Source organism: Hymenobacter montanus (assembly GCF_014699115.1).
GTDB lineage: Bacteria > Bacteroidota > Bacteroidia > Cytophagales > Hymenobacteraceae > Hymenobacter > Hymenobacter montanus.
In genome coordinates, this window is the sequence record NZ_JACXAD010000016.1 from 103592 (window position 1) to 123008 (window position 19417).

Sequence of the window (19417 nt, forward strand, 5' to 3'; positions counted from 1 at the left end):
ACACTCGCTTCCGCTGCAACGGCGTCCATCCGGCGCGTTATCTAACCCATCCAAGCTACGGTTCCAATGAATGAGCCCCGTTATAAAGCACTGATGGCATCGAGCCGGGAGTAGCGGCCTATCGTGGCATCGGTTTTCTGCTTCGTCTGGTTCTTGACGAATTAATGGGACTGCCCGTTGAGCTTGGCCGTGGCAATGAAGAAAGCCCGTCGCGCATGGGCCGGGTACTTATGACCCAAGTGCGCTCTCATGAGTACGTTCACGCGTCGACCCGAAAGCCGGCGCTGCGAAGGCGGGCCCCTTCGCCGGTTTTGCCCCGAGCGAGACAAACAGCGGGCCAATGGTACGTTCCCCAGCCGTTCCATCCATGCCTTGCAGGCGCGGATGAGGCAGAAAAGTGGGTTGGAAGCGTAGTAAACCGCCTTTTGCTCCAATTCGCCGGCTTGGTTGGTTTTGCTTCTGGGAAGATTCAGAATAAGGGCCGCGTCGGTCAGCCGCTACCCGGCCCCCGTGCTTTATCGTCTTGCTCCGGCGCTGGGGCCCAGCCAGGACGGAGCAGAGCCACACCGTCGGAGCCTCCATCTGAGTTCGCCTTACTTCTTCATAATTGTAAACTCCACCCGCCGGTTCTTGGCGCGGGTCTCTTCCCGGTCGTTGCTGGCAATGGGCTTGGTGCCACCGAAGCCTTCCGTGGTGATGCGGCTGCTGTTGATGCCGTGGCTGCTGAGGTATTTCTTCACCTCATTCACTCGATCCTTGCTCAGCTTGAGGTTGAGCGCCGGGTCGCCCTGGTTATCGGTGTGGCCGGAGATTTTGATTTCTACGGTCGGATAATCCCGCATGATGCGGATGAGGCGAACCAGCTCGGGGTACGAGTTGGGGGTGAGGTAGTACTTACTCTGTTGGAAGAAGATGTTATTCATCTTCACCGTCTGGCCCACGGTGAAGGGCACGAGGAACAGATCCTGCTTCTGCTCGGAGTATTTGTTCTTGGCCGAGACGTCGAGGTTGGCGTTTTCGGCGATGTAGCCTTTGGCTTCGGCGCGGTAGCCGTACTGCACGCCGGTCGGCAGGACGATGGTATAAGAACCATCAACGGGGTCGGTTTCGGTGATGCCGATTTCCTCGCCCGTCAGCAGGTTTTCGTAGTGAATAATGGCCCGTACGGGCTTGCGGGTATTTTGGTCGAGCACCCGGCCGGTCACCAGCGTGACCACTTCGGGCTGAAACGCGGGCGCCAGCGAAATGCGGAAGATGTCCTTGGAGTTGCCAATGCCGTTACGCGACGACACCAGGTAGGCATCCTGCCCCGCCGCCGAAATCGTGTAGTAGGCGTCGAAGTCCGGCGAGTTCACAACGGGCCCCAGGTTGCGGGGCTGGCTCCAGTTGGTCCAGGTGTCGTCTAGGCGCTTAGTGTAGAAAATGTCGGACTTGCCGTAGCCGCCCCGGCCCTCACTGGCGAAGTACAGCGTTTTTTCGTCGGCGGCCAGAAAGGGGGCAAAGTCCGACTTCACGGTGTTGACGTTCGGGCCCAGATTTTTAGGCTTGCTCCACGTGTTCGCGACGTCCGGCACGGGAAAGCTCACGAACAAGTCCTGCCCGCCCTTGCCATCGGGGCGCTCCACGGCCATCAGCAGGGCCTTACCCGAAGTAGCCAGAAAAAAGTCGACGTGTTCCTTGTCCAGGTTCACGAAGTCCTTGATGTTCTGCTTAACCGGTTCGGTCCAGCCCATGCGGGTGCGCTTGCTCAGGCTGCAGCCTTGCGGGTCGATGGTGCCGTCGCGGTTGTAAATGTTGATGAGAATGGCGCTTTGGCCGTTGGCCGATACCGAGGCCAGGCCGTTGGGGTCATCGGGCGTGTTCACGGGGCTGCCGAGGTTGCGGGCCTGGCTCCAGGTTTTGTTTTTGCCGTTGATTAGGGTCGAGTAGTACACATCCTGGGGGTCGCGGCTGCCGCCCACGTTCTCAGGGTAGCTTTGGCGGGCAAAATACAGCGTCCGGCCATCGGGCGAAATCACCGGGTGCGTGTCGACGTACCGGGTGTTCACGTTCGGGCCCAGGTTTACCAGAGCCGAGTCGAACTGGGTCGATTTCACGGCGTCCGGTCCTTTGGGCGCATCGAAGGCCTGCTTAACCATGGTCGACGCGACGTCGGCAATGCCAATGGCGTCGATTTGATTGACGCCCTCCACTTTCGCCGTATTCAGGTGCACGACCACCCCCAAGGTGCGGTAGTCGGCGGCCGGAAACCGCACTTCCAGCGTGCGGAAGGGTTCGGGCAGGGGGCCAGGGTTGTTGTTAGCGTACACTTCGTGGTGCCCTCCCTTGGTGTCGACCAACTCTATTTTGGTAATGGAACCAGGGTTGAAATTCTCAACCACCGTCACCTGCTGCGCGGCAATGGAGCGAGCAAAACGAACCTCAATAAACTCGTTCGGACCCTCTTTGCGGGGAGACCAGGCATCATTGCTGAGCTGGCCCAATGGCAGCGCGTTGGGCGTGCTCAGCACTTGTTGGGGGGAAAAAGGTTCTTTGCCCTCTGATGTTTGCGACGACACGGCCACCAGGCGAGCGGCCCATTGAACCCGCTGGGCCTGGAGACTAGGGGCGGCAATCAGGAAAAAGGCCAGTAGCCCCAGCGACACTAACCGGCTTAAACTCATATGAATCATCATTACTAAAAGCAGAAAGCAAATTCTCTCGGACGCGTGCGCCAGAGCACAAATGCGGTGGCAGGCCCGAGCGGCTTTATTTGCAGCTAACCTAACAAAAAACTATTGCACAAACCCAGCGGGCTCATGTTGCATTCTGCCGAAGCAACTAGCCGAGGCAGCAGGTTGAATGCCATTTACACCTGATAATTCGGTGATATCCGGCACCTTCCGCTACCTGGCCAGGCTATAATCCGGCGTGTTGCGGATGAGAGAAATTAACTGATTAAGAGAGATTAACTAATTCGCTGAGCACAGGCACTAATGCAGGACAAGCTCCAGCGCTAAGGCCATAGGCCGCTTTTCTGCCGGATAGACGTCATCCGCCCCTGGCTCAAGCGTACGAGAAGAAGTGGTACCGCGCCCGGAATTAAGCTGATAATAAAGTATTGATAATTAGAATATTGATCACAGGTTTTCGGTTGGGCCTATTGCGGTATCAGCGCGGGCGGGCTATGAACTTTTTGCGGTAAAACCTGAAGCAGCTCTTCTAAGCCTACCGCCAATGCGGCGGCGGCGGCCCGCCGCGCCTCATCGGTCGATGCCGGGGATTCTACCGTTTTTAGCGAGGGCACCAAGTTGGTGGCGCCAAGCAGGTGTAATGAGGGTCGGAGCTTGTGAGCCAGGCCCGCCACGGCGGGCCAGTCGGCCGTGGCGAGAGCGGTGCGCAGTGCAATCACGCTGGTCGGCGTGTTGGCGTGAAAGGAAGCCAGCACCCGATTGATGAAGGCCGTACTGCCGTGGGCCGTCTGGGTCAGCAGCGTCAGATCAAACAGGGAGACTATTTCGGGGGCCGGGGCGGACACCGGTTTTTTACTTTCGACCTCGGTTTTGCCTGGCTTATGGTGGGCCTTTCTCGAGGGCATAGCGTTGGCGGGGGCACCCTCACCGCGGGGCAGCTCGGAGCCGGCAATCAACGAAGCCAGCTTGCTAAGCAGCTCGGTCTCGTCGAAGGGCTTGGGCAGAGTGTCGTTCATGCCGGCGGCGGCGTATTTTTCCGCATCGGCCCGGAATGCGTTAGCCGTCAGCGCCAGGATGGGGGTAGCGGCCCGCGTGGCGTCGGCATGCGCGCGAATGCGGGCCGTAGCTTCCAAGCCGTTCATGCCGGGCATTTGAATGTCCATCAGAATGACGTCGTAGCGGCGCTTCTCGAACAGCTCGAGGGCTTCGGTGCCGCTGGCCGCTTGGTCGACCAGCACGCCGTGGCCTTCCAGCAGCAGTTGGGCTACCTCGCGGTTCACGGGGTTATCTTCCACCAGCAGTACCCGGCAGCCGCGCACGGCTGCTTCGTGCACCGGCGCGAGCGGGGCCTGGGCCGCTTCCCAGGCTTCGGGGCTGGCCTTGGGCAGCGTGATGATGAAGGAAAAGGAGCTGCCCCTGCCGGGCACGCTCTGAACCGTCAGCTGCCCGCCCATCTGGGTTACCAGGGCCCGGCTGATGCTCAGGCCCAGGCCCGTGCCGCCAAACTGCCGGGTGGTGTCGGCGTAAGCCTGGGTGAACTCCTGGAAAATACTCTCTAGCTTGTCGCCCGCAATGCCAATGCCGGTGTCGGTCACCCGAAACTCGGTGGTGAGCGTGTCTTCGGTTTCGCTTACGAAGTAGCCGCCCAACGCCACCGTACCGCCCGCGGGCGTAAACTTAATGGCGTTCGAAAGCAGGTTAATTAAAATCTGGTTGAGCCGGTAGGAATCGCCTATTACCCACGGATGCGGGCAGGAATCGCGCAGCAGGACGCCCACTACTCGAATGCCCTTTTCCTGGGCTTGCATGATCAGGGGCTCGGCGGCCTTGCCCATCGAATCGCAGAGGTTGAACGCGACCTGCTCCAGCTCGAGCCGGCCGGAGGTGATTTTGGCCATGTCGAGCACGTCGTTGACCACGTTCAGCAGGTGGCGCCCCGAGTGCTGAATGACGGACGTGTAATCCAGCTGCTGTTCGTTGAGGCCGGTTTTGGCCAGCAGGTTGGTCATGCCCAGCACGCCGTTGAGGGGCGTGCGGATTTCGTGGCTCATATTGGCCAGGAAGTTTTCGCGGGCCGTGGCGGCGGCTTCGGCGGCGTGCTGGGCCGCTTTCAGGGCGGTGATGTCGGTGCTCACCCCCAGCACCTGGGCTGTGCCATCGGGCAGCACCAGGGGGCAGCGCACGGTTTGAAACCAGCGCGTTTCGCCGCTGGCCAGCTTTACCGAGGTCTGAATCGTCAGGGCCTGGCCCGTGCGCAGCACCTGCTGGTCGGCCGCGGCCGAGACTTTGATCTCTTCCTTGTCGAGGGCGGCTTCCATGGTATCAGTGCCCGCCAGCTCGCTGAGCTGCTTGCGTAGCCGCCGCATCTCGGCGTTTTCGAACAAGGTATTGCCTTTGGTGTCGCGCACCCAAATCAGGTTGGGGTTGAGGTCGAGCACCAGGGCCGTGAAGGCCTGCTGCGCCTGCACGGCAGCTTCGCTGACGCGGGTACGGGCTTCGGCTTGCCGGCGGGTGCTAATGTCGAGGCAGTAGCCCATCATCAGGCGCAGAGCGCCGTCGTCGCCGAACACGGGCTGGTAATAACACAGCCAGTACACGGTGGGGGCCCCATTCACCCCGGGCCAGCGCTCCTCCCAGCTCACTACCTCGCGGGTATTTACAGCCTGCTCGAATAAGGAGTGGCGGCGCACCGCCAACTCCTGAGGCAGCCCCAGCAGCGTGCAGCGGTCGAAAAAAGTGTTGCCCAGGTGAGTTTGCCGCTTAATCGGGTCGGGCTGAGCATAGGGGTTCAGGTAGCGGTAACGCTGGTCGGCGTCGAGCACGGTAACCACCGCCGGCAAGTGGCCTAGAATGGTTTCGTAGAATTCGCGCTGCTTGCGGGTTTCCTGCTCCGCCCGCCGCTGCGCCGTTACGTCGGTGAGGTAAAGCATGGCGTAGCTTTCTTCCACGACGGGTACCGTAAAGAGCAAAAAGTACTGGCCGTCGGTCAGCACCTCGCGTTGCGCCACCTTGCCCGTAAGCAGGGCTTCGGCGATGGCGTGCAGCAGCTCAACCCGAACCTGGGAAGGCCCCGGACCTGCCAGCTCCCGGGCCAGCTTGCTGGCGGCCGCATTGGCAAAAAGCAGCTCGCCCGCGGCACTTACCCGCAGTATGGGGTTGGGGTTTAGCTGGGGAATGCGGCTCACCAAGCGGAGTTGGGCTACCTCCGCTTCGGCCTGTTCGCGGCGGGCACGTTCGCTAAGAAGAAGGTCCCGTAGCTCGGCGGGGTCGGTAGGAAGGTCGGGTAGCATAGCTGGGCGGGTAGATGTTTAATCGATAGACCCTGGTTAGAATTATTAATAGTGTATTACTGGGGATCATAATTATCCAAGCAGGAAATGACCCTTGGCTAAATATAAGCTATTTATCAATTGCTTGATGATTTCTGCGTGAAATCATAATTCTTTGCGCAGCCGCGCTACCGGAATGTTCAACTGCTCGCGGTACTTGGCCACCGTCCGGCGGGCAATGTTGTAGCCGCGGGCATTGAGCATTTTCTCCAGCTTATCGTCGCTCAGCGGGCGCTCTTTGTTTTCGTTACCGATTAGATCTTTCAAAATACTTTTCACCTCCCGGCTCGAAGCGTCTTCGCCCGAGTCGGTGGCAATGCCTTCGGAGAAAAAGAATTTGAGCGGATAAATGCCAAACTCGGTCTGGATGGACTTGGAGTTGGCCACCCGGCTCACCGTCGAAATATCCATGCCGATGCGCTGGGCAATATCTTTCAATATCATGGGCTTAAGCTTGCCCTCGTCGCCTTCGGCAAAGAAGTCGCGCTGCAGCTCCACGATGGCGTTCATGGTGCGCAGCAGGGTGTTCTGGCGCTGCCGAATGGCGTCGATAAACCACTTGGCCGAGTCGAGCTTCTGCTTGACGAAGGTCACGGCCTCCTTCATTTTCTGGTCTTTCTTGGCCGCCTTGTCGTAGGTGCGGAACATCTCCGTGTACGCGGGGCTCACGCGCAGCTCGGGGGCGTTGCGCGAATTCAGGGTCAGGTTGAACACGCCGTTATCGTTCGTCAGAATGAAGTCAGGCATCAGGTACTGCGTTTTGCCCAGGCCGCTGGGGCCGCTGCCGCCGGGCTTGGGGTTCAGCTTCAGAATGACGTTGATGGCTTGCTTCAGCTCCTCATCCTCCAAGTCAAGCTTCTGCTGAATGCGCGCATAGTGTTTCTTGCTGAACTCGTCGAATGTCTCGGTCAGGATGCGCTCGGCATTGCTCGTAGCCTCGTCTTGCGGCCGGCGCTCCAGTTGCAGCAGCAGGCACTCGGGCAAGTCGCGCGCGGCAATACCGGGCGGGTCGAAACCCTGCACCACCCGCAGCACGGCCTCAATTTCGGGCACGGTCACTTCCAGGTTCTGGGCGAAAGCAAGGTCGTTGGCAATGGCCGAGAGGTCGCGCCGGATGTAGCCGTCGCCGTCAATCGAACCGATGAGCTGCTGGCCAATGGCTTCCTGGCGCTCGTCTAAATCGGCGAAATGCAGCTGGTCGAGCAGCGAGTCGATGAGGGAGGCGCTGGTATCGGCCAGGGGTGTGTCGCGCTCTTCTTCCTCGCCGGGGCCGTCGCCCTGCATCTTGTAGCCCGCAATCTCATCGTCGTTGAGGTATTCACTCAGGTCCAGGTCCTGGTTGTCGGCAGCGTCGGCGGAGCTGTCGTCCTTGAGCTGCATTTCGGGCTCCGGCATCTCGTCGGCCAGCTCCTGATCGGCGGCGCGGTCGTCGAAGTCCTCGTCGAGCGTGTTTTCGTCGTTGTCGAGCGCGGCGTCGGGGTCGTCCGTATCGTCGCCGTCATCATCGTCGCGCTCCATTTCCTCCGACTCGTCGGGTTCGTCCTCCTCCAGAGCCGGGTTCACTTCCATCTCTTCTTTAATGCGCGTCTCCAGCTCGGCCGTTGGTATTTGCAGCAGTTTAATAAACTGAATCTGCTGCGGGCTAAGCTTCTGAGATAAGAGTTGTTTAAGGTCGAGGCGTTGCATAAGCACGAAAGTACGGAAAGAGAAGCCGTCGGGCGTTTTTTAACTGAAGTTTGGCACGGAAAGTTAAGCCCGAACAGTCGGTCTTAACCCCGGTGTCTACCAGAGCCAAAGCCTACTTTTGCCGCAATTCGTCGGCGGACTTTCCGCCTTCTCCAGCATCCAACCGCATGTTCCAGGAAATTGAGTTAGCAAACCTTTTTAACTGGGCGGTGCTGCCCACTGACTTGGCCGCCACGCCCCTGCAAGACCCGGAAGCCGCCCGGGCGCTCAAGTGGCTCCACGCCTTGCCCAGCGCGGAACAAAACGACGCGCTGGCTAGGATAGGTGCCCGCCTGCCCGACCTGGACGCTGCCAAATCGGCGGCCCTACTTGTGCTCACCGGCCGCCTGGTGGAGGACGGGGCTAGTCCCGACGCCGTAGTACCCGGTGGCCTCGCTCACCTGGATAGGTTGCGCCATCTGCATGAGCCCATTGCCGCCGACACGTGGTGCTTTTCCGTTATTGGGCTGATGGCCATGCTCTGCCGCTCGGCCAGTGCCCGTGCTCTGCTCAAGCAACAGGCCGAGCTGCTGACCTGGCTGGAAGAGTACGAGGACCTGTCCGACCACTTTGGGTACCTGCTACATATGGCCCGGGCGGCTGACGAAGACGTGTTGTGGGTATTATTCCCGACTAACGAAACGGGCTTGGAAGTGTCGGTAGCGCAGGTGCACAATACTTTCCAGCTGCTCACGCTGTTGCAGCCCCTGGTGCTGGAGCAGGCCGCCGGGCTGAAGCTGACGAGCCATCCGGTGCCCATCGACCCGGGGCTGCTGCGCTATGCGCGGGGCGACGCTAGCACCAGCCCGGTTGAGGAAGACCATGCCCGGTTCGAGTGGTTGACCACCGCTGCTTACCTCGGCGGCCCCCTCGATTCGTGGCAGTTGGCCTGGGGCGAGGCCGCCGTGTTTAGCCTGCCCCGGGTGCGGGGCAAGGTCACGCTGATAGCCACCGAAAAAGAGGCGCGTATGGCTCGCAGCTGGGATGTGAACTTCCTGGCGCTGATGCACGACGCCAACCGGCCAGATGTTCGTTTCCGCCGCCTGTTGCCCGCCGCTGAGGTGCGAGCCCTGCTGGCCGAAATTCATCCACCCGTGTCGTCCGAGCGCTCCTAATCACAGGGTGAGGTAGTAGGGCTTCCGCTATTGCGTTAATACATCAGCTACCCAACATTGGTCTACGGTGCAGCTGCCCGCCGGCCGGTTTGCGGTTTGGAATGGCCACCAAGAGCCGGCTGTATATCTTACGAGTTTGGAACGAACGGAATTACCCGCTTGGTCTTTCAGCACACGGTGTTTACCGTGAGTTCGCCCCACGACAAAAGGAACTGCTTAAACGGCTGAGCTTTGGCCTGGCCTTCGTTTTCTCTAACCGCGGATGTAGCATGTTTGAGGCCCAGATAGGCAAGGCCTGCCAAGCGCTGAGCTACTTGGCCAGAGGCCAACAGCGTGAGTGGGCGCCAACCTCGGCGGTGCCCGCCGATGGCTGAGCCGGTCGACTGGGCTAAAGAAGTGTGGCATGCCAGGGTGCTTGGCCCTACCTTTGATGGCTCATTCTGCGTTATTATGGCTACTGAAACCCTGCGCCGCTCCGGCATAAAAGAACTCCTTGTCGCTACCAACCTCGACCGCGAAGTCCTCGTCAAAGGATGGGTTCGTACCCGCCGCGGTAACAAGTACGTGCAATTCATTGCCCTCAACGATGGCTCCACCATTCACAACCTGCAGGTGGTGGCCAGCGCCGAGCTATTCCCCGAAGAAAACCTGAAAGACGTGGCTACCGGAGCTTCCGTGGCGGTGCGGGGCACGCTGGTGGCTTCCCAGGGCAAAGGCCAGACGGTGGAGATTCAAGCGTTGGAGATTACCGTCCTCGGCAAAGCCGACCCGGAGGAGTACCCGCTCCAGAAAAAAGGCCACTCGCTGGAATTTCTGCGCGAAATCGCCCACCTGCGGCCCCGGACTAACACCTTTGGCGCGGTGCTGCGCGTGCGCCACGCGCTGGCCTTTGCCGTGCACGAGTACTTCAACAAAAATGGGTTTTACTACGTGCACACCCCCATTATCACGGGTTCCGACGCCGAGGGCGCGGGGCAGATGTTCCGCGTAACCACGCTGGCGCCTGAGCACCCGCCCCGCACGGCCGACGGCTCGGTGGACTTTTCCGAGGACTTCTTCGGCAAACCCACCAACCTCACCGTGTCGGGCCAGCTCGAAGGCGAAATTGCGGCGATGGCCCTGGGCAAGATCTACACCTTCGGCCCCACGTTCCGGGCCGAGAACTCCAACACCGCCCGCCATCTGGCCGAATTCTGGATGATCGAGCCGGAAATGGCTTTTTATGAACTGGAGGACAACATGGACCTGGCCGAGGACTTCCTTAAGAGCCTGGTGCGCTACGCCCTAGCCCATTGCGCCGACGACTTGCAGTTCCTCAACGATCAATACGACAAGGAGCTGCTGGTCCGCCTCAACTCGGTCGTCGAAACGGAGTTTCAGCGCCTGACCTACACCGAAGCGGTCGAGATTCTGAAAACCGCCAAGCAGAAATTTGAATTTCCGGTAGGCTGGGGCACCGACCTGCAATCGGAGCACGAGCGCTATCTGGTCGAGAAGCACTTCAAAAAGCCCGTCATCCTCACTGACTACCCCAAGGAGGTGAAATCCTTCTACATGAAGCTCAATGAGGACGGTCGCACTGTGCGGGCCATGGATGTGCTGTTCCCCGGCATCGGCGAAATCATCGGCGGCTCACAGCGGGAAGAGGACTACACCAAGCTCATCACCCGCATGGCCGAAATGCACGTGCCCGCCGAAGACCTATGGTGGTACCTCGACCTACGCAAATTTGGCACCGCGCCCCACTCCGGTTTCGGCCTGGGCTTCGAGCGCCTGGTACTGTTCGTGACTGGGATGGCCAACATCCGCGATGTGATTCCGTTCCCGCGGTATCCGAAGAACGCGGCGTTTTAATTGACCAGCAATAGCCTTGAGTAAGGCCGTCGCTGCTTGAGAGAGTTCTCAATCAACGAAAACTATACTGTAGGTAAATCCTGGTTAAAGCCCACGGAGCGGTTGGAGAAGGTATAAAAAAGGACCTGCCCGGTGGCAGGTCCTATAGGTGTGGGTTTGAGAATTCGGCAGAGCAGCCAACTAGTTGCTCCGGCCCCGGCTAGGGCCACGCCGGCCATCGGAGTAGTCCTGGTTACTTTGCTGCCACTGGCTAATTTGGAGCGGTTGAGGGCTGGGGGCCGGGGAACTGTGATTGTAGCTGCCGCGGTCGGGAAAGCTCGGGCCGCTGGTTGGGTACTGGCTGTTCGAATAGTCCTGGCGGCCGTCGGAATAGCGGCCTTGACCGCGGCTGTCGTAGCCTTGATTTTGGAAACGACGATCATTGTAGCTGCGCTCACTACGATAGCTAGCTCGGTTGTCGTAGCCGCGGGCGTAGCTGGCCCGACCATAGGCGCCGTAGTAGTTTCCACGATCCCGGCCGTAGGCCCGGTACGGGCGGTAAGTGTAGCGTGCGTGGCAGTAATCGAGCTGCCGCCACGGCTCGCGGCCGTGGTAAGGAATTACCACGGGGTGAAACTCGTAGGGGTCGTAGCCATAAAGCTCCGGCAGGGGCACCCAGTAGCCGTCCTGGGCTACAATGTACTGCTGGGCATACAAGTCGTAGTACCCGTCGATTTCAGGAATGTAGTAGTATTGAGCATCACAGGGTACGGGTGGTCCCCAAGCTGGTGGGCTAACATTGATACTAACCCTTACCTGACCTTGAGCGGCCGGCGCGGCAACCAGGGTAACGACACTCAGTAGACCTGCGCCCAGAAACATAGAAAAAAGGTTCATAATATTTTGCATGAGAAAAAAGATGGGAGATAGTGAGGCAATGGCAAGGAAGATGCCAAGCCTGTTCCGATGCAATGGACCCGTGTGTTGCTCTGCCCCAAATTCCTGATGGAATTGCTTTAGACCGTGCGAAGGCCCCTGCGTCGCAATTTCCCCTCTTAAACAGGCTACGTGTTAACACTAAAAAACCCTCCTGGCCATGTTGCCAGGAGGGCTTTAAAGTTGGAGTGATGACAAACCGGTGAGAGGGCGCTTTACCTGGACTTAATGCCCAAATGAGCTTAGTGCTTGCCGTGCCCTTTGCTCCGGCCCCGGCCGTAGTCGTCGTGGTCCTGGTCGCGGCGATAGTCATGGTCACCGTAGCTCATTTTCTTGGCTTGGCCGGGAGGCAAGCCGTGGTTGCTGGGGTTGGCCCAGTAGCCCATTTTCTTGGCCTGGCCAGGGGGAAGAGCCCCGTTACTAGGGTTGCCGCCGCGGGGATATTTTGCCCGGTATTCATCATAGCGCTTCCAAGGCTGGGCCCCCACATAGTCGACTACCACGGGGTGGAAATTGCCTGGATTGTACCCGCTGAGCGTGGCGGTACGCACCCATTGCCCGTTGCGCGAAACGACGTACTGACGGGCCGGCACATCGTAGAAGCCGTTCGTTTCAGGAATATAGTAGTACTGAGCACCCGTGGGCACCGCCGGGCCCCAGGCTGGTGGATTAACATTGATATTAATTTGTGCGTGGGCGACCGGTGCGGTTACTAGTACGACGGCGCTGACAAGCACTAAGCGAAAGGATTTGAGGGCACGATGCATATGCAGTTTATAATTTAAGATATAAGAGAATAAAATAAGGTATCCACTGCTGGCAACTACGGTGCCAACAAGCTCAAGGTAGGTTGCTGATGGCGTAATTACTAGCGGTTGGTTGCTGGCTGTTGGTGTAAAACAACCTCAACCAACCTAAGCCGGTAGCCCGGTATTGACTTGTGCGGGCACAAACCGAAGGCTAATGCTGTTACCCAACGACGGACCGGTTTGTCAGCGGCTAATGTGGCTGGCAAACTTGTTATACTCATTAGCCTTTGGGCTGCCTCTTTCGTACCTTTGCGCCCTTATTCGCTGCGTTTCTGAATGGCCAAAAAATCCACTGCTACTCCGGTTGCCAAAGCTCCCAAAGCCAAAGCCGCTGCTCTGAAAACCACCGCCAAAAAAAGGGACTCTGCCGCGGCCGAAACGGCCGCGATACTGCGCACGATTACCGAAATACCGACGGCGGATCCTCCTACCGGCCAGGTCAATGGCCAACTCAATGGTCAGAGCCCCGCCTCCCAGCACCTCGAAGCGCCCTACATTGAGGTCTACGGGGCCCGGGAGCACAACCTGAAAAACGTGTCGGTGCAGATTCCGCGCAACCAGCTGGTGGTGTTTACGGGTATCTCAGGCTCGGGCAAGTCGAGCCTGGCATTCGACACCATTTATGCCGAGGGGCAGCGGCGCTACATGGAAACGTTTTCGGCCTACGCCCGCAGCTTCATGGGGGGGCTGGAGCGGCCCGACGTGGACAAGATTGAGGGGTTGTCGCCGGTTATCAGCATCGAGCAGAAAACTACCTCCCGCAACCCGCGGTCCACGGTGGGCACCATCACCGAAATCTATGATTTTCTGCGCTTGCTCTACGCCCGCACGGCCGAAGCCTTCAGCTATGCCACGGGCAAGAAGATGATTCGGCAAAGCGACGACCAGATTATCAATTACATCATCAAGCATTTTGATGGCCGGAAGCTGGTGGTGTTGGCTCCGGTGGTGAAAGGTCGCAAAGGCCATTACCGCGAGGACTTCCAGAAGATTGCCAAACTGGGCTTCACCAAGGTGCGCGTCGATGGCGAGCTGCTCGACATCACGCCCAAGATGCAGGTGGACCGCTACAAAATCCACGACATCGAAATCGTGATTGACCGGCTCGTGGTGAAGGAGGAAGACCGGTTCCGGCTTTCCGGCTCGGTGCAGAATGCCCTTACCCACGGCAAGGGCACCATGTTGGTGCTCGACCCCGACGCCAAGGGTGACAAGGCCAAGCCGCAGTTTTTCTCGCGCTTCCTGATGGACCCGACCACCGGCATCGCCTACGACGACCCCGCCCCGAATACGTTCAGCTTCAACTCGCCCTACGGTGCCTGCCCCACTTGCAACGGGCTGGGCGAAGTGCAGGAAATAACCGAGGACAGCGTACTGCCCGACCGCAAACTCAGCATCAGCCGCGGCGGCATCGCCCCCCTCGGCGAGTACCGCGACATCTGGATTTTCCAGCAGCTCCAGCTTATTCTCAAGCGGCACAAGGCCACGCTGAATACCCCTATCGACAAGCTGCCGGAGGAGTTGCTCAAGCGCCTCCTGCACGGCATTACCGAGGAGGAGGCCGACGACAGTAAAAGCCAGTACGCGGAGGCCTTTGAGGGCATTATTCCCTTCCTGCGCCGGCAGATGGACTCCGAGTCGGATAACATCCGCGAGTGGATTGCCCAGTACGCCCAGGCCCAGCCCTGCCCGGAATGCCAGGGCTACCGGCTTAAAAAGGAGAGCCTGCACTTCAAGATAGACGGCAAGCACATCGGCGAGCTGTCGGTAATAGACCTCAATGACCTGGCTGATTGGTTCGTAGATCTGGAGAGCCGGCTCACCGAGCGCCAGAACGTCATCGCCCGTGAGCTGCTTAAGGAGATTCGCAAGCGCATCGGCTTCCTGTTGGAAGTGGGCCTCGACTACCTGAACCTGCACCGCCCGGTGCGCACGCTCAGCGGCGGCGAAAGCCAGCGCATTCGCCTCGCTACCCAGATTGGCACCCAGCTCGTGGGCGTGCTCTACATCATGGACGAGCCCAGCATCGGCTTGCACCAACGCGACAATGAGCGCCTGATTAAAGCCTTGCAGCACCTGCGCGACATTGGTAACTCGGTAATTGTAGTGGAGCATGACAAGGACATGATCCTGCACGCCGACCACGTGCTGGACATCGGGCCGGGCGCGGGCATTCACGGGGGCCAGATCGTAGCTTCGGGCACGCCCCAGCAGATTCTGACCTCGGGCTCGCTCACCTCGCAGTACCTGAGTGGGCAGAAGCACATTGAAATGCGCAAGAAGAAGCGTGCGGGCGAAGGCACCGAGCTGGTGCTGAAGGGAGCCCGCGGCAACAACCTGAAAAATGTAACCCTGAAGGTACCCTTGGGCAAGCTGGTGGCCGTAACAGGCGTGTCGGGCTCGGGCAAGTCGACGCTCATCCACGACACCCTGTACCCGATTCTGAATCAGCATTTCTTTAACTCGAAAAAAGAGCCGCTGGCCTACAGCAGCATCGAGGGCCTGGATTTGGTGGATAAGGTGATTGAGGTGGACCAGTCGCCGATTGGGCGCACGCCTCGTTCGAACCCGGCCACGTACACGGGGGTGTTTACCGAGATTCGCCAGTTATTCGGCGAGATGGCGGAGGCCAAGATCCGGGGCTACGGTCCTGGCCGCTTCTCTTTCAACGTGAAGGGTGGGCGCTGCGAAACCTGCGAAGGGGCGGGCATCCGCACCATTGAGATGAACTTCCTGCCCGATGTGCACGTGCCCTGCGAAACCTGCAAAGGCCGCCGCTACAACCGCGAAACGCTGGAAGTGCGCTTCAAAGGCAAGTCCATCACCGACGTGCTGGACATGACGGTGGAAAAGGCGGTGGAGTTCTTCGAGTTTCAGCCCCGCATTCTGCGCAAAATCAAGACCCTCAACGACGTGGGCCTGGGGTACCTGACGCTGGGGCAGCAGGCGACCACGCTCTCCGGCGGGGAGGCGCAGCGCGTAAAACTGGCCACCGAGCTCAGCAAAAAGGATACGGGCAAAACCTTCTACATCCTCGACGAACCCACCACCGGCTTGCACTTCGAGGACATCAACCACCTCGCCGACGTGCTCCAAAAGCTAGCCGACAAGGGCAATACTGTCCTCATCATCGAGCACAACCTTGACCTGATTAAGGTGGCCGACCACATCATCGACATCGGTCCGGAAGGCGGGGCGGGCGGTGGCACCATTGTGGCACAGGGCACCCCCGAGCAGGTAGCAAAGTCAGGCAAAGGTCATACGGCGCGATTCCTGGCCGAGGAATTGAAGGTCAGTAAGTACGTTAAAGCCACAGAATAGCTCCCCTTAATGGAGCGTTTTGAATTAGAGCTAGAAAAGCCATTTTAGGTGGCTTTTTTATTTTCTAGCTGCCAAGACAAGCTGTACTAAGCGGTGTGAGTGGCTTGGGCCTCTTGAGCCGTATACTCGCGCTGTAGACGACGGTAGCGGTAGCTGTACAGTTTCATGAAAGGAAAAATGAGGATGAATACCATTCGGCTCATCCAGGAATTTGGGAGCACCAGTGCTACTACAATACCCAGCGCAAATACCACTGTGGGAATCATGGGGCGGCCTAGGTCTAGGTCGGGGTGCCGTCGAACTTCCGGGTGCACGTAGCCGCGTTTGGGGCTGGCCAAAGAGCGCTGCATAAGCATCTGGAGCAGCCCGGTGCTAATAACGCTGGCGCAATACAGCACAAACGGCACGTTCAGCTGTGGATATTCTCCATAGTAGGCTGAAGTAAAGGGCATGAGCACGATGCTTAGCAGGAAGAGAATGTTCAGCCAGATCAGCCCATCATCGTAGCGGTGGACAAAGCGGAAGATGCGGTGGTGGGCCGCCCAATAGGTTGCAATTACAAAAAAGCCGATGAAAAAGCCTACAAACTTGGGGATGAGCCTTAGCAGCGCCACCAAAGAGGCGTGGTTCGTTTTCTCGTGTAGCTCTGGCACCTTGATTTCGATGATGAGCAGCGTAATAGCAATGGCAAATACAGCATCCGAAAACAGAATGATACGCTCTAACTGAAACTCGGTACGGTCATGATGAATAAGGGCGGTATCGGGCGAATGTGCCATGGCGAGGATCAGGGTAAGTATTGCTTCAACACGAAAGAAACGCAGAAAAGCCCATCCGCACGAGCGAATGGGCTTTTGCCTGGCAACAGTGCTGTACGAAGCAGGGCTACATTTTCATATTGTTGTTTTGCTGGGCCATTTGCAGGTGTTGTTGCACCACGGGCAGCGTTTTGGTGATAAAGGCCTTCAGGTCGGCGTCCTGGGTCATTTTCTCGTGCGCCATCATCGTGTTGGCGGTTTTCTGGTGGTCGGCTTGCATCTGCGCCATGTATTTCTGCTCGAACTCCTTGCCCGACAGCTTCTCCATGGCCGGGGCCAGGGCTTTGTGCTCCGCATCCATGTCGGTGGGCAGGGTAACGCCTTTCTTAGCGGCTATCTGCTTGAGGTCGGCCGTCGATTTGGAGTGGTCGGCAATCATTTTGTTGGCCATGTCCTTAGCCATGCCGGTTACGCCTTTAGCCAAGGCCATTTTGCTTTGCTGGATTTCGTTCTGGTCGCTGTGGGCCGCCGACATCATGAATTCCTTGTCGTCCTTATGGGGCGCCGTAGGGCCGTTGGGGTCACCGAGGGCCCCGGCTTCCGCGCCGGTCATGGCGCCGTTGCCAGCTGTTCCTTGGGCCGTTCCCGCATTCTGGGGCTGATTTTCTGGTTTATCGGAGCCGGCGGGCATGGTCGTCGACGCGGTGTCGCCACCCGTGGCCGAGCTAGTCATGGTATTGTCGCTGGCATTGCCATTTTCGGCGGTGGCCGATTTATTGTCACCGCACGAAGCCAAAGTCAGTAAACCCGTAGCGAGTAAAGGAAGGAAGGAGCGTTTCATAAAAAGGAAAGGATTTTGTAGAAAAGAGTGGAAACATTGACTATTCCTCAGCTCATTCAAGGCCGAGTCAATAACGATATAGCCAGTACGGTAAGCCTGGGGAAAGATGTTGCGTACGCGACTGTAATTTACCATTTAGGCCGATCAAAGCTGAACCATCAAATGCCAGAAGCCAACTCTTTTAGTACCGAGTGAAACGGCGTTGGCTTACCGCATTCTTCCGATAGATTCGGGCCACTCTGACCCGCCTTTCCCGGTCGTCGCCCAGCGCCTACTAGCGACGCCAGAGCGCTCTAGGGCAGTCGCTTCGCGGCCTCGGCGCCTTCTTCGGCGGCAGCCAACTCTTCCTGCACTGGTTGCAAGTATTTAGCTGCAAATCCGCGGATGTCGCCGTCGAAAGCATCATCTTTCATGTCGTCCAAGGCGTCTTCATCCTGCTTTTGCACTTTTACGATGAGCTCCATAGCGCTTTTATCTAACTGCGAGCCGGTCTTGACACTTACCTCGTGGTAGGCGGCTTGTTCGTCTTCGCCGAGGGCAGGAGGGAGGGCCAGCTTTTTGGCTTCGGCCAAGGTGCGCAGGGCAGTCAATAGTTCCAGGCGGTTTTGTACGAGGCGAGTACCGTAAGCGCGCACGGTGGGCGCAGTGGCCCGGACCTGGATCAGTTTGCCCAACTCCACTGTCAGCAGTGCGTTGCTGGTGGCTTTTACCAGGAACTTCGCGTCCGCTTCCTGTTTGGCCGTTACGTCGGCTTGGTCAATTTTCTGCTCATTTTGCGCATTGGCGTCTTCCACAGCGTCGCTGCCGGTGCTACCCGACGAGCAGGCTACCCACAATGGCAGGGCGACAACCAAGCCCAGCAGTAGCCGACGGGAGGGCACGGAAAGGAACAGTAAGCAGCGCATAGCGAGTGAGAAACGAAAAGGTCCAGGGTTGGTTTGCCAGCTATACGGGGGCTCGGAAGTCAGGTTCTTCTTCGAGCCCGCGCATATTTTTTAATGGAGGCTTTAAACCCAGGCGGCACAATGGTCTCCAACGGCTAAATACTGGTTCATTGATAGAGTTCACCGACTCCAACTTCTTATTTTACTTACTCAATATGCGCACGTTATCTCTGTATACCCGCTCCCTGACTCTGGCCTGCCTCGCTAGCGGGCTGCTGCTCACCACTGGCTGCAAGCGCGAAGCCGACCAGGTAGCTCCCACCGATGTCGTATCGGCCGAAGACCACGGCAGCAGCGACGAAGAAATGGCCTTCAGCAGCGACCTGTTGACCGTTGCCACTCCTCAGGATGAAACGGTAACGGGCAGCCCGGCCGTGGCCGGCGCCGCCGAGTTAGGGCGCCTACTTGGCACCTGTGCCACTCGTAGCTATAACGCCGACACCCGTACCCTGGTCATCGACTTTGGCCCGACCAACTGCCTCTGCCCCGACGGCCGCTACCGGCGCGGCAAAATCGTGGTGGTCTTCACTGGCAGCGACCGGCGCCAGCATTCCGGGGCTATCGTCAGCCGCGAAAACTATTTCGTGAACGACAACCAGCACACTGCCACCCGCATTTTCACTAACCTCGGCAATGGCTCCTTCACGGTCGACGTGCCCGCAACGCCGCCCGCCAGCATCATTTTCGCCAATAACGGCGGCACCCACACCTGGACGGGCCACCGCGTTTATACCCGCACGGCCGGCTACGGTACCCCACAACTGGCCGACGACGAATACAGTATTACTGGCACAACGAGCGGCACCAACCGCCGCGGCGTGAGCTATACCGCCACTATTGTGCAGCCCCTTATCAAGCGCTTCACGCCGGGCTGCTTCCGCCACTTCGTGTCGGGTACGGTCAGCATCGTCAACTCCAAGGGTAACACCTTGCTGCTGAATTATGACCCCGCCGGCACCGGCACCTGCGACAACATCGCTTCGGTTACCGTCAACGGCGGCACCCCACGCACAATCACGCTGAGATAGACCCACGGACCACGGATTCGCTCGGATTTTTCGGATTACACGGATTTTGTGGACGATAGCAGCCAGTCTTTTCTTATTCAAATGAAAAGCCACTCCTCAAGTGGCT

At 58.7% G+C, this 19417-nt stretch carries 12 protein-coding genes; 4 read left to right on the forward strand and 8 right to left on the reverse strand.

The features are described from left to right. Positions 1–593: 593 nt before the first annotated feature. From IC235_RS14660 to rpoN, 3 genes are all read right to left on the reverse strand, one after another. Entirely contained in the window at positions 594–2675 is a 2082-nt protein-coding gene (locus tag IC235_RS14660) for an OmpA family protein (RefSeq protein ID WP_223847316.1), read from the reverse strand. Positions 2676–3139: 464 nt separating this feature from the next. Then, entirely contained in the window at positions 3140–5962 is a 2823-nt protein-coding gene (locus tag IC235_RS14665) for a response regulator (protein ID WP_191005942.1), read from the reverse strand. A gap of 144 nt (positions 5963–6106) precedes the next feature. Next, a complete protein-coding gene (gene rpoN / locus IC235_RS14670) occupies positions 6107–7687 on the reverse strand; it encodes an RNA polymerase factor sigma-54 (RefSeq protein ID WP_191005943.1) in 1581 nt (526 codons plus the stop codon). 167 nt (positions 7688–7854) lie between these two features. Between rpoN and IC235_RS14675 the strand changes: the two genes are divergently transcribed. After that, positions 7855–8841, forward strand: coding sequence for a hypothetical protein (locus IC235_RS14675; RefSeq protein WP_191005944.1), 987 nt, complete (start codon positions 7855–7857; stop codon positions 8839–8841). A 465-nt stretch (positions 8842–9306) separates the two neighbouring features. Next, on the forward strand, positions 9307–10695 hold the full coding sequence (gene asnS / locus IC235_RS14680; protein ID WP_191005967.1) for an asparagine--tRNA ligase: 1389 nt from the start codon (positions 9307–9309) through the stop codon (positions 10693–10695). A gap of 180 nt (positions 10696–10875) precedes the next feature. On the opposite strand, the gene IC235_RS14685 is transcribed toward asnS, so the two are convergent. Next, on the reverse strand, positions 10876–11571 hold the full coding sequence (locus tag IC235_RS14685) for a hypothetical protein (RefSeq protein WP_191005945.1): 696 nt from the start codon (positions 11569–11571) through the stop codon (positions 10876–10878). Positions 11572–11852: 281 nt separating this feature from the next. After that, positions 11853–12377, reverse strand: a complete 525-nt coding sequence (locus IC235_RS14690; protein ID WP_191005946.1) for a hypothetical protein — start codon at positions 12375–12377, stop codon at positions 11853–11855. Positions 12378–12695: 318 nt separating this feature from the next. Between IC235_RS14690 and uvrA the strand changes: the two genes are divergently transcribed. Beyond that, positions 12696–15740: an excinuclease ABC subunit UvrA gene (gene uvrA, locus IC235_RS14695; protein ID WP_223847317.1), complete on the forward strand. Its 3045-nt coding sequence runs from the start codon at positions 12696–12698 to the stop codon at positions 15738–15740. Positions 15741–15826: 86 nt separating this feature from the next. On the opposite strand, the gene IC235_RS14700 is transcribed toward uvrA, so the two are convergent. The 3 genes from IC235_RS14700 to IC235_RS14710 form a co-directional block, all read right to left on the reverse strand. Next, positions 15827–16519, reverse strand: a complete 693-nt coding sequence (locus IC235_RS14700) for a TMEM175 family protein (protein ID WP_191005947.1) — start codon at positions 16517–16519, stop codon at positions 15827–15829. 106 nt (positions 16520–16625) lie between these two features. Next, positions 16626–17339 (reverse strand): DUF4142 domain-containing protein, encoded by a 714-nt coding sequence (locus tag IC235_RS14705; protein ID WP_191005948.1) that lies wholly within the window; start codon positions 17337–17339, stop codon positions 16626–16628. Positions 17340–17632: 293 nt separating this feature from the next. Next, a complete protein-coding gene (locus IC235_RS14710) occupies positions 17633–18244 on the reverse strand; it encodes a DUF4142 domain-containing protein (protein WP_191005949.1) in 612 nt (203 codons plus the stop codon). 194 nt (positions 18245–18438) lie between these two features. Here IC235_RS14710 and IC235_RS14715 point away from each other — a divergent pair, with 194 nt between their 5' ends. Continuing rightward, positions 18439–19311, forward strand: a complete 873-nt coding sequence (locus tag IC235_RS14715; RefSeq protein ID WP_191005950.1) for a hypothetical protein — start codon at positions 18439–18441, stop codon at positions 19309–19311. Positions 19312–19417: the final 106 nt, after the last annotated feature.

Excerpts from the sequence above, each read along its gene's own strand:
- IC235_RS14660 (WP_223847316.1), bottom strand. The coding sequence starts at position 2,675 with ATGATGATTCATATGAGTTTAAGCCGGTTAGTGTCGCTGGGGCTACTG.
- IC235_RS14665 (WP_191005942.1), bottom strand. The coding sequence starts at position 5,962 with ATGCTACCCGACCTTCCTACCGACCCCGCCGAGCTACGGGACCTTCTT.
- rpoN (WP_191005943.1), bottom strand. The coding sequence starts at position 7,687 with ATGCAACGCCTCGACCTTAAACAACTCTTATCTCAGAAGCTTAGCCCG.
- IC235_RS14675 (WP_191005944.1), top strand. The coding sequence starts at position 7,855 with ATGTTCCAGGAAATTGAGTTAGCAAACCTTTTTAACTGGGCGGTGCTG.
- IC235_RS14685 (WP_191005945.1), bottom strand. The coding sequence starts at position 11,571 with ATGAACCTTTTTTCTATGTTTCTGGGCGCAGGTCTACTGAGTGTCGTT.
- IC235_RS14690 (WP_191005946.1), bottom strand. The coding sequence starts at position 12,377 with ATGCATCGTGCCCTCAAATCCTTTCGCTTAGTGCTTGTCAGCGCCGTC.
- uvrA (WP_223847317.1), top strand. The coding sequence starts at position 12,696 with ATGGCCAAAAAATCCACTGCTACTCCGGTTGCCAAAGCTCCCAAAGCC.
- IC235_RS14700 (WP_191005947.1), bottom strand. The coding sequence starts at position 16,519 with ATGGCACATTCGCCCGATACCGCCCTTATTCATCATGACCGTACCGAG.
- IC235_RS14705 (WP_191005948.1), bottom strand. The coding sequence starts at position 17,339 with ATGAAACGCTCCTTCCTTCCTTTACTCGCTACGGGTTTACTGACTTTG.
- IC235_RS14710 (WP_191005949.1), bottom strand. The coding sequence starts at position 18,244 with ATGCGCTGCTTACTGTTCCTTTCCGTGCCCTCCCGTCGGCTACTGCTG.
- IC235_RS14715 (WP_191005950.1), top strand. The coding sequence starts at position 18,439 with ATGCGCACGTTATCTCTGTATACCCGCTCCCTGACTCTGGCCTGCCTC.